This is a genomic window from Pseudomonas sp. 14P5.3.2, assembly GCF_057799175.1.
Genome location: NZ_JBYOKU010000056.1, coordinates 20,067 through 31,823, shown reverse-complemented (window position 1 = coordinate 31,823; position 11,757 = coordinate 20,067). Strand labels below are relative to the sequence as shown.

The following is an 11,757-nucleotide window of genomic DNA, read 5'->3' as shown; positions in this document are numbered from 1 at the left end:
CCCCCCCCCCCCCGCAGCTCCTACAGGAACAGGGCAAAGGCATGCATCTTCATGGTTGCAGTGGTTTTGAGGCGATAGCCTTCTCTACCGCCGCAATAAACTCCGGATCATCGGGCTTGGTCAGGCTGGAGAAATTCGCGATCACCTTGCCCTGACGATCAATCACGTACTTGTAGAAATTCCACTTCGGCGCGCTGCTCTGCTCGGCCAGCACCTTGAACAGATGAGTAGCGTCGTCGCCACGGACTTTCTGCGGTTCGGTCATGGTGAAGGTCACGCCGTAATTGGCGTAGCAGACCTTGGCGGTTTCGGCGCTGTCCTTGGACTCCTGCTTGAAGTCATTGGACGGTACGCCGAGCATTTCCAGGCCTTGCGCCTTGTAGTGCTGATTGAGCGCCTCGAGGCCCTCGAACTGTGGGGCGAAGCCACAGAAACTGGCGGTATTGACCACCACCAGCGGTTTTCCGGCGTAACGCTGGCACAGATCGACTGATTCCTTGGCGCGCAACTTGGGCAACGAACCTTGCAGCGCCTCCGGACAATCAGCGGCCTGGGCCAGTCCGGTCAACGCCATCAACAACGCGGGTACAGCACACCAGCGCATGAACATGTCGGGCATCCTTGATGCGGTTATCAGAGATCGACGTTACTCGCCCTCCAAGCCTACAAGCAAGCACCCATGCCCAACTGCATCAACGCCAACCCGCCCTGATGCCAGCCCCACCACACCAGCGCCAGCAACAGCGCGCCGAGTGCGGTGAAGGCGATTCGCGGCCAGGAACGCTTCATACGGCGCCGACAGCCGGTTGCAGGCGCGCCACCGGACGCTCGCGCACTGGCCAGTTCAGCGCGGCTGCCAGCAGACTCAAGAGAATCGCCACTTGCCAGATCAAGTCATAACTCCCGGTACGGTCATACACCACCCCACCCAGCCAGCCGCCGAGGAACGAGCCGAGCTGATGGAACAGGAACACGATACCGCCGAGCATGGACAGGTTACGCACGCCAAACAAAGTCGCCACCGTACCGTTGGTCAATGGCACCGTCGACAGCCACAGGAAGCCCATGGCCATGCCGAACAGGTACGCCGAGGTCGTCGTCACCGGCAGCCACAGAAACAGTACGATCACCACCGCCCGTAACAGGTACAACGCCGTCAGCAGACGCGGCTTGGACATGCGCCCGCCGAGCCATCCAGCGGTGTAAGTGCCGAAGATATTGAACAGTCCGATCAGCGCCAGCACCGTAGTGCCAACCGTGGCGGGCAGATGCTGATCAACCAGATAGGCCGGCAAATGCACGCCAATGAATACCACCTGAAAACCGCAGACGAAAAAGCCGAACGCCAACAACCAGAAACCCGAGTGCGAGCAGGCCTCACGTAACGCTTCGGACAGGGTTTGCTCGTGGCCCAGCACCGGCAGCGGCTTGTCCTTGAGCATGCTCACCAGCGGCACGATCAGCGCCACCAGCAGGCCAAGCACCAGCAGCGCCGCCGACCAGCCGAGCCAGCCGATCAAACCCAGCGTGCCCGGCAACATCGCAAACTGGCCGAACGAGCCGGCGGCACTGGCGATGCCCATGCCCATACTGCGTTTTTCCGGCGGCACGGCACGCCCAACCACACCGAGAATCACCGAGAACGAGGTGCCAGACAGGCCGATACCGATCAACAGACCGGCACTCAGCGACAGGGTCAGCGCCGAATCGGACAAGCCCATGCACACCAGGCCCGCGGCATACAGCACGCCGCCGACCAGCACCACTTTCGCCGCGCCGAAGCGGTCAGCCAGCGCGCCCGTGAAAGGCTGCGCCAGGCCCCAGATCAGGTTCTGCAGGGCGATGGCGAAGGCGAACACTTCGCGCCCCCAGCCGAACTGCGCACTCATCGGCGACAGGAACAGACCGAAGCCGTGCCGCACGCCCAACGACAACGCCAGAATCAGCGCACTTCCCAGCAACACCCAACCGCACGTACGCCACATCGATGTCATTGTTATTCTCCGTTCGCGGGTATATACCCGCTTAAAACCGGAAAAACCGGCCTTCAGGCCAGTTCATCCAACAGTCGCAGCAAGGTTTCACGCTTCTCGGCGCCCAGCCGATCGATCAATCGCTGTTGCGCCGCTTCCCAGGCCGGCAGGGCCGCCGCAAGGCGCTGTGCACCGGTTTCGGTGAGCCGGACGATGCGATTACGCATGTCCTCGCCCTCGGCCAGCGCCACCAGCCCTTCACCTTCGAGCACCCGCAGATTGCGCCCCAGGGTGCTGCGATCCAGGCCCATGGCTTCGGCCAGTTCCGAGATGCTCGGTTGATCCAGGCGCTGCAGATTGCACAGCAAAGAATACTGGGCAACGTTGATCCCGAAGCCGTCGAGAGCGCCGTCGTAATGCCTGCTGACGCCACGAGCGGCGCGACGCAGGTTGGTGCACAAACACTGAGAAGGAAGCATGATGCGTGTATATACCCGCGACTGTGTTAAATCAAGTTACACATGAGTTTATCAATAAGCTTTGTGGCGTCTGACACACCGTCTTCGCGAGCAAGCCCGCTCCCACAGGGTAATGCATTGCAAATGTGGGAGCGGGCTTGCTCGCGAAGAGGCCGGTACTGTCATAGAAATATCTCAGACCAACACCACTCCAACCAACACCGCCATTTCCAGCAATTCCAGCAACGCCCCCGCCGTATCGCCCGTAGTCCCGCCCAACCGCCGCATCATCACCTGCCGCAGCCAGACAAACCCAACGAACGCGACAACCAGCGCAACAATCGCTGTCACCCCGGCAATCAGCAAGCAGGCCAGCGCACTCGCCCCTAGCACCCACCAACCGGCCCGGCGCGGCAAATGATCAGCCAACGCCTGCCCCAACCCACCCGCCCGCACATACGGCGTGGTCAGAAACAGCCCCAGCAACGCCGCACGTCCCAGCAACGGCACGATGATCAGCACAACCCCGTGCCCCTGCTCGAGCAGCGCCAGCAACGCGCAGAACTTCAGCAGCAACACCAACACCAGCGTCACCACCGCAATCGGTCCGCTGCGCGGATCTTTCATGATCGTCAGCGTGCGCTCGCGATCACCGAAGCCACCGAGCCAGGCATCGGCGCTGTCAGCCAGACCATCGAGGTGCAGCGCCCCGCTGAGCAGCACCCACACCGTCAGCAACAGCGCCGCATGCAGCAGCAACGGCGCGCCAGCCAATGCCAGATTCAACAACCAGAGGATCACCCCGAACAGCAGCCCCACCAGCGGATAAAACAGCAGCGAACGCCCGAGCTGTTCCGGCTCCGGCATCCCCGGCAGACGAATCGGCAAGCTGCTGAGAAATTGCAGGGCGATCCACAGTGGCAGCATCTCAGTGACCTTCCTTCAGCACGCCATCGGCTTCGACGCTAAGCGCGAACAGCGCAGCATGCGCGACTTCGACATTGAGCAACTGCTCTCGCGGCAAACCACGCGCCTGCGCCAGCAGCAGGCGCATCACGCCGCCATGACTGATCAGCAACACACGCTCGCCGGCATAGGCCTGATGCAAACGCGCCACCGCGCCGAGCACGCGAGCCGCAAAATCACTGACCGGTTCGCCCTGCGGCGGCGTGAACGAATACGGATCGGCCCAGAACAGTCCCAGCGCCTCGGCATCGGTTTCCATCAGCGCCGCTGCGCTCTGCCCTTCCCAGGCACCGAAATGCAGTTCTTGCAGATCCTTGTCCAAATGAACCGGCAGATTCAGTTGCTCGCCCAGCTCGACAGCAAACCGCGCACAACGCTGCAGCGGCGAACTGACCAGCCGATCCCACGGCCCACCCGCCACCACGGCGGCACGCATCTGCGCCCAGCCTTTTTCAGTCAGCGCATCATCAAGGCTGCCGCGCAAACCGCCGCCCAGTTCAGTCTCACCGTGGCGCAGCAGGTCCAGACGCAACGTCATGCCGGACGATCCGCCACCGCGGCTTCGGCGAACGTCGCCATTTGCCCGTGCAGGTCGCAGGCCAGACGCAACAGCGGCACGGCCAACGCCGCGCCACTGCCCTCGCCCAGACGCAAGCCAAGCTCCAGCAGCGGTTCAGCGTTGAGGGTTTCCAGCACGTGGCGATGGCCCGGCTCGGCGCCACGGTGGCCGAACAGCAGCCACTCGCGGCAGGACGGATTCAGCCGCACCGCCACCAGCGCAGCGACCGTGCAGATAAAGCCGTCGACCAGCACCGCGACGCCTTCCTGCGCACAGGCCAGATACGCGCCGACCAGTGCGGCGATTTCAAAACCGCCGAGGTTGAACAGGGTTTGCAGCGCATCGCCACGTTGCGCCGCGTGCAGCGCCAGTGCGCGCTCGATCACTTGCGCTTTATGGCTGACGCCCTCGGCATTCAACCCGGTACCGGGACCGGTCAAGTGCACCACCGGACAGTCGAGCAAGGCACAGGCCAGCGCACTGGCGGCGGTGGTGTTGCCGATGCCCATTTCGCCGCCGATGAACAACTGAGCGCCGGCGGCTTTGGCCCGCAGCACGCTGTCACGACCGGCCTGCAAGGCGAGTTCGCCCTGCGCCTGGGTCATCGCCGCGCCCTTGGCGAAATTCGCTGTACCCGGGCCGATGTTCAGATGACGCACACCCGGCAGATTCAACGTCGGCGTCACGGTACCCAGATCGACCACTTCCAGACGCGCATCGAGCTGCCGCGCCAGCACGCTGATTGCCGCACCGCCGCTGACGAAGTTGAGCAACATCTGCCCGGTGACTTCCTGCGGGAACGCGGAAACGCCTTCCGCGACCACCCCGTGATCACCGGCAAAAATCGCGATCCACACCTGTTCAATCGTCGGTTTGATCTGCCCCTGCAATCCGGCCAGTTGCACCGCCACGGTTTCGAGGCGACCGAGGGAACCGGCCGGTTTGGTCAGTTGCTGTTGGCGCGCCGCCGCCTGTTCAACGATCTCGGCATTTACGGATTGGCACGGGTTCAACCACCACGCTTGGGTCATAACGCAGGTCCTTTCAGGGTCAGGGGCAGGCCGGCGACGGTCAGGACGACTCGCTGACAACGCTCGGCCAGAGCTTGATGCAGCCAACCGGCTTCATCGACGTAGCGGCGAGTCAATTCGCCCAGCGGCACGACACCCATTCCGGTCTCGTTGCTGACAAAAATGATTTCTCCCGGCAATGACGCCAGGCAGTCCAGCAGGGCTTCGCGCTCGGCAGCGAGACGCGCGGCGTCATCGAGCATCAGCAGATTGGTCAGCCACAGGGTCAGGCAATCCACCAGCAGGCAACGCTCGGCGCTGGCGTTTTCACGCAGGACACGGGCCAGCTCCAGCGGTTCTTCGATCAACGCCCATTCGACCGGACGCCGCGCGCGGTGATGGGCGACGCGTTCGTTCATCTCGCCGTCCAGCGGCTGGCTGGTGGCGATGTAAGTGACCGCCAGGTGGCTGTCGCTGGCGAGTTTTTCCGCCAGGCGACTTTTGCCGGAGCGGGCGCCGCCGAGGATCAGTTGGAGCATGGGGACATCCTGAAAATTATGTGTTGAGGCAATCGCCCTCTTCGCGGGCAAGCCCGCTCCCACAGTGACCGCAGTGGCTGAAACACCTCACTCCCCTGTGGAGGATGGAGATGTCCTGTCATTTATGTATTGAGGCAACCGGCCTCTTCGCGAGCAGGCTCGCTCCCACATGGAAATGCGTTCCAAAGTGGGAGCGAGCCTGCTCGCGAAGAGGCCGTAACAGCCAGCCTAAATCCCACAGAGCTGACGCAGCAGCCCGGTATCCAGATGCTTCTCCACCAGATCCGCCAGCCGCTCGATATCGCGCTCGCGCAAGCCGTGGTAATCCACTTCCTGCACATCGCTCAACCCGGCCCAGCGCAGCAACGCGGCACTGGCTTGCGGTGATTCGAACAAGCCATGCAGATAGGTGCCGAACACCTGACCGTCCAGACTCTGCGCACCGTCACAACGGCCGTCATCCAGATGCACCGCCGCGTTCTCCAGCGCCGGCCCCAGCGTCACGCCCGCATGAATTTCATAGCCACTGACCTCGGCGTTTTCCAGCGCCAGACGTCCGCGTACATTGCGCAATTGCTTCTCGGCTTCCAGCGTGGTTTCGAACGCCAGCAAACCCAGACCGACACTGGATCCCGGCGCGCCTTCCAGGCCCAGCGGATCGTGTACTTGCTCGCCAAGCATTTGCAGACCACCACAAATCCCCAGCAACTTGCCGCCATAACGCAGGTGCCGATTGATTGCCGCGTCCCAGCCATTGGCACGCAGATACGCGAGATCGCTGCGCACGCTTTTCGAGCCGGGCAGGATGATCAAGTCGGCAGCCGGAATCGCCTGCCCCGGGCCGACGAATTGCAGATCGACCTGCGGATGCAGACGCAGCGGATCAAAGTCCGTGTGATTGCTGATGCGCGGCAGCACCGGCACCACCACTTTCAGCACTTGCTCGGCCTTGTCGATCTGGCGCTGGTCGATGCCGTCCTCGGCTTCCAGGTGCAGATCCATCACGTACGGCAGCACGCCGACCACCGGTTTGCCGGTGCGCTGTTCCAGCCAGTCGAGGCCCGGTTGCAGCAAGGCGATGTCACCGCGAAAACGGTTGATGATGAAGCCCTTGACCCGCGCCTGCTCGCTCGGCGACAGCAGTTCAAGCGTGCCGACCAGATGAGCGAAAACCCCACCGCGATTGATGTCGGCGATCAGCAGCACCGGGCAATCCACCGCTTCGGCAAAGCCCATGTTGGCGATGTCACCGGCACGCAGGTTGATCTCGGCCGGCGAGCCAGCGCCTTCGACCATCACCAGCGGATACGCCGCGCTGAGTCGCTGGTGCGACGCGAGCACCGCTTGCATGGCGATGGCTTTGTAGTCGTGATACGCCACCGCGTTCATGCTGGTGACCGCGCGGCCATGGATGATCACCTGCGCGCCGGTGTCGCTGTTGGGCTTGAGCAGCACCGGATTCATGTCGGTGTGCGGTTCGAGGTGCGCCGCTTGCGCCTGCACCGCCTGCGCCCGGCCGATCTCGCCGCCGTCGGCGGTCACCGCGCTGTTGAGTGCCATGTTCTGCGGTTTGAACGGCACCACTGCCACGCCCTGACGGGTGGCCCAGCGGCACAGCGCCGTCACCAGCGTGCTTTTACCGGCGTCGGAAGTGGTGCCTTGCACCATCAGGGTGGTCATTTCGATTCCTTGGCAAAGGCTTGCAGCGCGTTTTCGAGACGCGCTTCTTCAGCGGCGTTGGCGGGCAGACCGAAACGCAGACTGCTGTTGTGAACGAAGATGCGCAGGAGGATGCCACGCCGGGCCATGAATTCGTGCAGCGCCGCCGCGTGCTCGGTGATCAGCCACTGAAACAACGCGCAACCGCCGTGGGGTTTGAAGCCGTAGCGCTCCAGCAGCAGCGCCAGACGCTCACTGGCCTCATCGCTGCGAATACGTTGCCGGGTGTGCGCTTCGGTGTCTTGCAGACAGGCCTGACCGAGCACTCGTGTCGGCCCGCTGACCGCCCAGGGCCCGACCTGTTCGGCGAGCAATCTGAGCAATTTGCGCTCGGCCAGCACAAAGCCCAGACGCACTCCGGCCAGACCGAAAAACTTGCCGAACGAGCGCAGCACAATCAAACCGATCTGGCTGGTATACGGCGCCAGACTCAGCTGCGGCGTGTTGTCCATGAACGCTTCATCGACCACCAGCCAGCCGCCACGCTGAGCCAGCCGCGCGTGCCAATCGAGCAGCCGCGCCGGGGTCAGACTCAGGCCTGTCGGGTTGTTCGGATTGACCACCACCAGCACGTCGAGGCTGTCGAGAAAGAATTCGACTTCCTGCTCCAGCACTTCGCGCACGATGTAACCGCTGCGGCGCCAGGCTTCGGCGTGCTCGGCATAACACGGCGACAACACGCCGACCTTGCCGGCGCGGCGCAAACGCGGCAGCAACTGGATCGCCATTTGCGAACCGGCCACCGGCAGCACCTGCGAGGCGCCGTAGTAATCGCACGCGGCCTGCTCCAGTCCGTCATCGGTTTCCGGCAAGCGTGCCCAGGCGCGCAACGGAATCTCCGGCACCGCAAACGGCCACGGCGCGAGGCCGCTGGACAGGTCGAGCCAGTCAGCCTCGGCAATCCCGTAATCGAGTGCAGCCTTGCGCAGCCGGCCACCGTGCTCAAGCATAGAATTCAGCCCCCACGCAGAGAATCAGCAGCCATAACCATACCCCGCGCTGGACCAATTGCCAGCCGCGATCAATCGAATCGGCATCGGCTGGCGGCCCCTCACCCAGTTGTGGACGCTGATGCAGTTCGCCGTGATAGATCGCCGGCCCGCCCAGTTCGACACCCAGCGCACCGGCACCGGCCGCCATCACCGGACCGGCGTTAGGGCTGTCCCATTGCGGCCCCTGAGTGCGCCAGCATTGCCAGGCAAGCCGGGTGTTGCCCAGCAGCGCGTAGGTCAGCGCCACCAGCCGGGCCGGAATGTAGTTGAGCACGTCGTCGATTTTTGCCGCGCACCAGCCGAAGCGCTCGAAGCGTTCGTTGCGATAGCCCCACATCGCGTCGAGGGTATTGCTCAGGCGATAGAGCACCACCCCCGGCGCGCCGGCCACGACAAACCAGAACAGCGCGGCGAACACCGCGTCACTGCCGTTTTCCAGCACCGATTCAGTCGCGGCGCGAGCGACGGCGGTGCTGTCCAGTTCGCTGGTCTGGCGACTGACCAGATAGCCGACGCGTTTGCGCGCCTCTTGCAGATCATCAGCGCGCAAGGCCGCGGCTACCGGCGCGACATGCTCACCGAGGCTGCGCATGCCGAGGGCGCAATACAGCGCCAGAATCTCGACGATCCAGCCCACGTACGGTGCCCAGGAAAACGCGGTGGCGAGCAAGGTCAGCGGCAACACGGCGATCACCCACGCAGTGACCCCGTGACTGCGCCAGCCACGCCCGCCCGCATTGAAACGGCGCTCGATGCGCCCGGCAAAATTGCCGAACGCCACCAGCGGATGCCAGCGTTTCGGTTCACCCAGCAGCGCATCCAGCGCGACCGCGGCGACACTCAACAACGCCACACTCATTGACTCACTCCCCAATAATTTTCGTACAGCAACTCATTGAGCGGACGCGCCTGCGCCCACCCTTCGAGTACCAGCATCGGCGCCGGATAGAATTCCTTGACCGGGCCCAGGCACAACACTGCCAGCGGCTTGGCCCCGGCCGGCAACTGCAGCAGGTCGGCCAATGCCTGCGGTTCGAACAGTGAAACCCAGCCCATGCCCAGCCCTTCGGCACGGGACGCCAGCCACAAATTCTGAATCGCGCAGGACAGCGAGGCCATGTCCATTTCCGGCAGCGTACGACGACCGAAAATGTGTTTTTCGCGATCATCCATCAGCGCTGCGACCAGCACTTCGGCGCAGTCGTTGATGCCTTCGACCTTGAGTTTCATGAACTCGTCGCTGCGCTCGCCGAGGGCTTCGGCGGTGCGGATGCGCTCTTCTTCGACGAGGTGCTGAATCTGCCCGCGCAAGGCGCGATCGCTGATGCGGATGAAGCGCCACGGCTGCATCAGGCCGACGCTGGGCGCCTGATGCGCGGCTTCGAGCAGGCGGCGCAGCAGCTCCGGTTCGACCGTGCCGCCGGTGAAGTGGCGCATGTCGCGGCGTTCGGCGATGGCTTTATAGATCGCTGTGCGCTCGGCCTCGGAATATGCGTTGTCGGTCATGGCCTCTTCGCGAGCAAGCTCGCTCCCACATTGGACGGGGTGCTTGCTCAAGAAACGCGATCCCCTGTGGGAGCGAGCTTGCTCGCGAAGGCGACCTTGAGGTCTGGCGCAAATAATGCGGCAATCGCAGTCGGATTCGACGGAAAGTAGAAATGCACGTACGACGCCGTCATCCGCCCCTCCCGATAAACCGCCTCGGCCCCACGCCCGCCGTTCGGGCTCAGGCCTCGGGCAATCGGCGTCAGATCGGTGCTGGTCAGGGAATGGTGATAGGTGTGACCGCGCAACGAACCTTCCGGCAAATCCACCGCTTGCAGTGCCAGTGCCGCCAGACGCTTTTGCATCACCGCCTCACCGCGCAGCAGCCCCACCAGTTCGGCGCGGGTGCCGTCGACATCGGTCAACGCGTCGAGCAGATAGAGCATGCCGCCACATTCGGCGAGCAGCGGTTTGCCGGCGGCGTGGTGCGCACGGATCGCGTCGAGCATCGCGGTGTTTTGCGCCAGCGCGACATGGTGCAATTCCGGGTAACCACCGGGCAGATACAGGCTGTCGGCCTCGGGTAATTGCGTATCGCGGATCGGCGAGAAGAAGCTCAACTCGGCGCCCATCGCCCGCAGCAGATCGAGACTGGCGCCATAGGTGAAGGCAAAAGCCTCATCGCGAGCGACAGCAATGCGCACGCCGTCGAGCAGCGGTTCAGCAGGGATCACTTCGGGCGCGGCGAATGCCACGGCCGGTGGCAGCGCTACCTCGCAACTGCTGGCCAAGGCTTCGGCGGCGGCGTCGAGACGCAGATCCAGATCATTCAGTTCACTGGCCTGCACCAGACCGAGATGGCGGCTCGGCAACTCGATCCCGGTTTCCCGGGACAATGCGCCGTACCAGCGCAAACCTTCGGTGAGGCTGCCTTCGAGCAATTGCGCATGACGCAAAGTGCCGACACGGTTGGCCAGCACGCCAGCGAACGGCAGATCCGGCTGATAACGCGCCAGCCCCAGCGCCAACGCGCCAAAGGTCTGGGCCATGGCGGTACCGTCGATCACGCCGAGTACCGGCACGCCGAAATGCCGCGCCAGATCGGCGCTGGACGGCGTGCCGTCGAACAGGCCCATCACGCCTTCGATCAGGATCAGATCGGCTTCGGCGGCGGCTTCCCACAACAGGCGGCGGCTTTCTTGCTCGCCGACCATCCACATGTCCAGTTGATACACCGGCGCACCGCTGGCGCGCTCGAGAATCATCGGGTCGAGAAAGTCCGGGCCGCACTTGAACACGCGCACCTTGCGCCCCTGATTGCGATGCAAGCGAGCGAGCGCGGCGGTGACGGTGGTCTTGCCCTGACCGGAGGCCGGCGCGGCAATCAGTACCGCCGGACAGTGACGTGGTTGATTCAAAGTTCGACGCCTTTCTGCGCTTTGATGCCGGCCTGGAAGGCGTGTTTGAGCATGCCCATTTCGGTGACGGTATCGCCCATCTCGATCATTTCCGGCTTGGCCGCGCGACCGGTGACGATCACGTGTTGCATCGGCGGACGCGCCTGCAGGTCGCTGAGCACTCGATCCAGATCGAGGTAGCCATGCTTGAGGGCGATGTTCAGTTCGTCCAGCACCACCAGGCCAATCGACGGATCGCGCAGCAACTCGTGGGATACGGCCCACGCGGCTTCGGCGGCAGCGATGTCACGTTGGCGATCCTGGGTTTCCCAGGTGAAGCCCTCGCCCATCACGTGAAAGCGCACTTGCTCGGGGAAACGGCGGAAGAACAGTTCTTCGCCCGTGCTGTTGCGGCCTTTGATGAACTGCACCACGCCGCACTGCATGCCATGGCCCATGGCGCGGGCGAGCATGCCGAACGCCGAGCTGCTTTTGCCTTTGCCATTGCCGGTCAACACCAGCACCAGGCCGCATTCGTCAGGCGAATTGGCGATGCGTTCGTCGATCACGGCTTTTTTGCGCTGCATACGCGCCAGATGGCGTTCGTCGCGCTCGGGGGAATCGGTCATGGGGGAGCTCTCCGTTGAGGCTGGATAACG

Annotated in this window: 14 protein-coding genes; all 14 read right to left on the bottom strand. The window is 63.5% G+C overall.

From position 1 onward, the window contains the following. Positions 1–49: 49 nt before the first annotated feature. The 14 genes from AC27VU_RS27860 to cobO all read right to left on the bottom strand — a co-directional run bounded on the left by AC27VU_RS27860 (position 50) and on the right by cobO (position 11,727). The gene (locus AC27VU_RS27860) at positions 50–610 is read right to left on the bottom strand and encodes a glutathione peroxidase (RefSeq protein ID WP_488725339.1); all 561 of its coding nucleotides are present in this window, start codon (positions 608–610) and stop codon (positions 50–52) included. Positions 611–663: 53 nt separating this feature from the next. Continuing rightward, on the bottom strand, positions 664–789 hold the full coding sequence (locus tag AC27VU_RS27855) for a hypothetical protein (RefSeq protein ID WP_256198942.1): 126 nt from the start codon (positions 787–789) through the stop codon (positions 664–666). Then, positions 786–1,994, bottom strand: coding sequence for an MFS transporter (locus AC27VU_RS27850; RefSeq protein ID WP_103486115.1), 1,209 nt, complete (start codon positions 1,992–1,994; stop codon positions 786–788). The genes AC27VU_RS27855 and AC27VU_RS27850 overlap by 4 nt, the downstream gene beginning before the upstream one ends. Before the next feature lie 53 nt (positions 1,995–2,047). Then, entirely contained in the window at positions 2,048–2,452 is a 405-nt protein-coding gene (locus AC27VU_RS27845; RefSeq protein WP_007950413.1) for a MarR family winged helix-turn-helix transcriptional regulator, read from the bottom strand. Positions 2,453–2,626: 174 nt separating this feature from the next. Further along, entirely contained in the window at positions 2,627–3,358 is a 732-nt protein-coding gene (locus tag AC27VU_RS27840) for an adenosylcobinamide-GDP ribazoletransferase (protein WP_488725338.1), read from the bottom strand. 1 nt (position 3,359) lies between these two features. Continuing rightward, complete coding sequence (gene cobC / locus AC27VU_RS27835; protein WP_488725337.1) at positions 3,360–3,935, bottom strand: alpha-ribazole phosphatase family protein; 576 nt, start codon at positions 3,933–3,935, stop codon at positions 3,360–3,362. After that, the gene (cobT, locus tag AC27VU_RS27830; RefSeq protein WP_488725336.1) at positions 3,932–4,987 is read right to left on the bottom strand and encodes a nicotinate-nucleotide--dimethylbenzimidazole phosphoribosyltransferase; all 1,056 of its coding nucleotides are present in this window, start codon (positions 4,985–4,987) and stop codon (positions 3,932–3,934) included. Before cobT ends, cobC begins: the two co-directional genes overlap by 4 nt. Continuing rightward, entirely contained in the window at positions 4,984–5,505 is a 522-nt protein-coding gene (gene cobU / locus AC27VU_RS27825) for a bifunctional adenosylcobinamide kinase/adenosylcobinamide-phosphate guanylyltransferase (protein ID WP_488725335.1), read from the bottom strand. The genes cobT and cobU overlap by 4 nt, the downstream gene beginning before the upstream one ends. 228 nt (positions 5,506–5,733) lie before the next feature. After that, positions 5,734–7,185, bottom strand: coding sequence for a cobyric acid synthase (locus AC27VU_RS27820; protein WP_488725334.1), 1,452 nt, complete (start codon positions 7,183–7,185; stop codon positions 5,734–5,736). Next, positions 7,182–8,174: a threonine-phosphate decarboxylase CobD gene (cobD, locus tag AC27VU_RS27815; protein ID WP_488725333.1), complete on the bottom strand. Its 993-nt coding sequence runs from the start codon at positions 8,172–8,174 to the stop codon at positions 7,182–7,184. Before cobD ends, AC27VU_RS27820 begins: the two co-directional genes overlap by 4 nt. Continuing rightward, positions 8,167–9,075, bottom strand: coding sequence for an adenosylcobinamide-phosphate synthase CbiB (cbiB, locus tag AC27VU_RS27810; protein ID WP_488725332.1), 909 nt, complete (start codon positions 9,073–9,075; stop codon positions 8,167–8,169). Before cbiB ends, cobD begins: the two co-directional genes overlap by 8 nt. Continuing rightward, a complete protein-coding gene (gene bluB / locus AC27VU_RS27805; protein ID WP_103521553.1) occupies positions 9,072–9,722 on the bottom strand; it encodes a 5,6-dimethylbenzimidazole synthase in 651 nt (216 codons plus the stop codon). Before bluB ends, cbiB begins: the two co-directional genes overlap by 4 nt. Before the next feature lie 47 nt (positions 9,723–9,769). Further along, positions 9,770–11,119 carry a cobyrinic acid a,c-diamide synthase CobB gene (locus AC27VU_RS27800; RefSeq protein ID WP_488725331.1) on the bottom strand — a complete coding sequence of 450 codons (1,350 nt, stop codon included), beginning with the start codon at positions 11,117–11,119 and terminating at the stop codon, positions 9,770–9,772. Further along, complete coding sequence (gene cobO, locus AC27VU_RS27795; protein WP_488725330.1) at positions 11,116–11,727, bottom strand: cob(I)yrinic acid a,c-diamide adenosyltransferase; 612 nt, start codon at positions 11,725–11,727, stop codon at positions 11,116–11,118. The genes AC27VU_RS27800 and cobO overlap by 4 nt, the downstream gene beginning before the upstream one ends. Between the last annotated feature and the right edge of the window lie 30 nt (positions 11,728–11,757).

Excerpts from the sequence above, each read along its gene's own strand:
- cobD (WP_488725333.1), bottom strand. The coding sequence starts at position 8,174 with ATGCTTGAGCACGGTGGCCGGCTGCGCAAGGCTGCACTCGATTACGGG.
- AC27VU_RS27860 (WP_488725339.1), bottom strand. The coding sequence starts at position 610 with ATGTTCATGCGCTGGTGTGCTGTACCCGCGTTGTTGATGGCGTTGACC.
- AC27VU_RS27820 (WP_488725334.1), bottom strand. The coding sequence starts at position 7,185 with ATGACCACCCTGATGGTGCAAGGCACCACTTCCGACGCCGGTAAAAGC.
- cbiB (WP_488725332.1), bottom strand. The coding sequence starts at position 9,075 with ATGAGTGTGGCGTTGTTGAGTGTCGCCGCGGTCGCGCTGGATGCGCTG.
- cobO (WP_488725330.1), bottom strand. The coding sequence starts at position 11,727 with ATGACCGATTCCCCCGAGCGCGACGAACGCCATCTGGCGCGTATGCAG.
- AC27VU_RS27855 (WP_256198942.1), bottom strand. The coding sequence starts at position 789 with ATGAAGCGTTCCTGGCCGCGAATCGCCTTCACCGCACTCGGCGCGCTG.
- cobT (WP_488725336.1), bottom strand. The coding sequence starts at position 4,987 with ATGACCCAAGCGTGGTGGTTGAACCCGTGCCAATCCGTAAATGCCGAG.
- AC27VU_RS27840 (WP_488725338.1), bottom strand. The coding sequence starts at position 3,358 with ATGCTGCCACTGTGGATCGCCCTGCAATTTCTCAGCAGCTTGCCGATT.
- cobU (WP_488725335.1), bottom strand. The coding sequence starts at position 5,505 with ATGCTCCAACTGATCCTCGGCGGCGCCCGCTCCGGCAAAAGTCGCCTG.
- AC27VU_RS27850 (WP_103486115.1), bottom strand. The coding sequence starts at position 1,994 with ATGACATCGATGTGGCGTACGTGCGGTTGGGTGTTGCTGGGAAGTGCG.
- bluB (WP_103521553.1), bottom strand. The coding sequence starts at position 9,722 with ATGACCGACAACGCATATTCCGAGGCCGAGCGCACAGCGATCTATAAA.
- AC27VU_RS27845 (WP_007950413.1), bottom strand. The coding sequence starts at position 2,452 with ATGCTTCCTTCTCAGTGTTTGTGCACCAACCTGCGTCGCGCCGCTCGT.
- cobC (WP_488725337.1), bottom strand. The coding sequence starts at position 3,935 with ATGACGTTGCGTCTGGACCTGCTGCGCCACGGTGAGACTGAACTGGGC.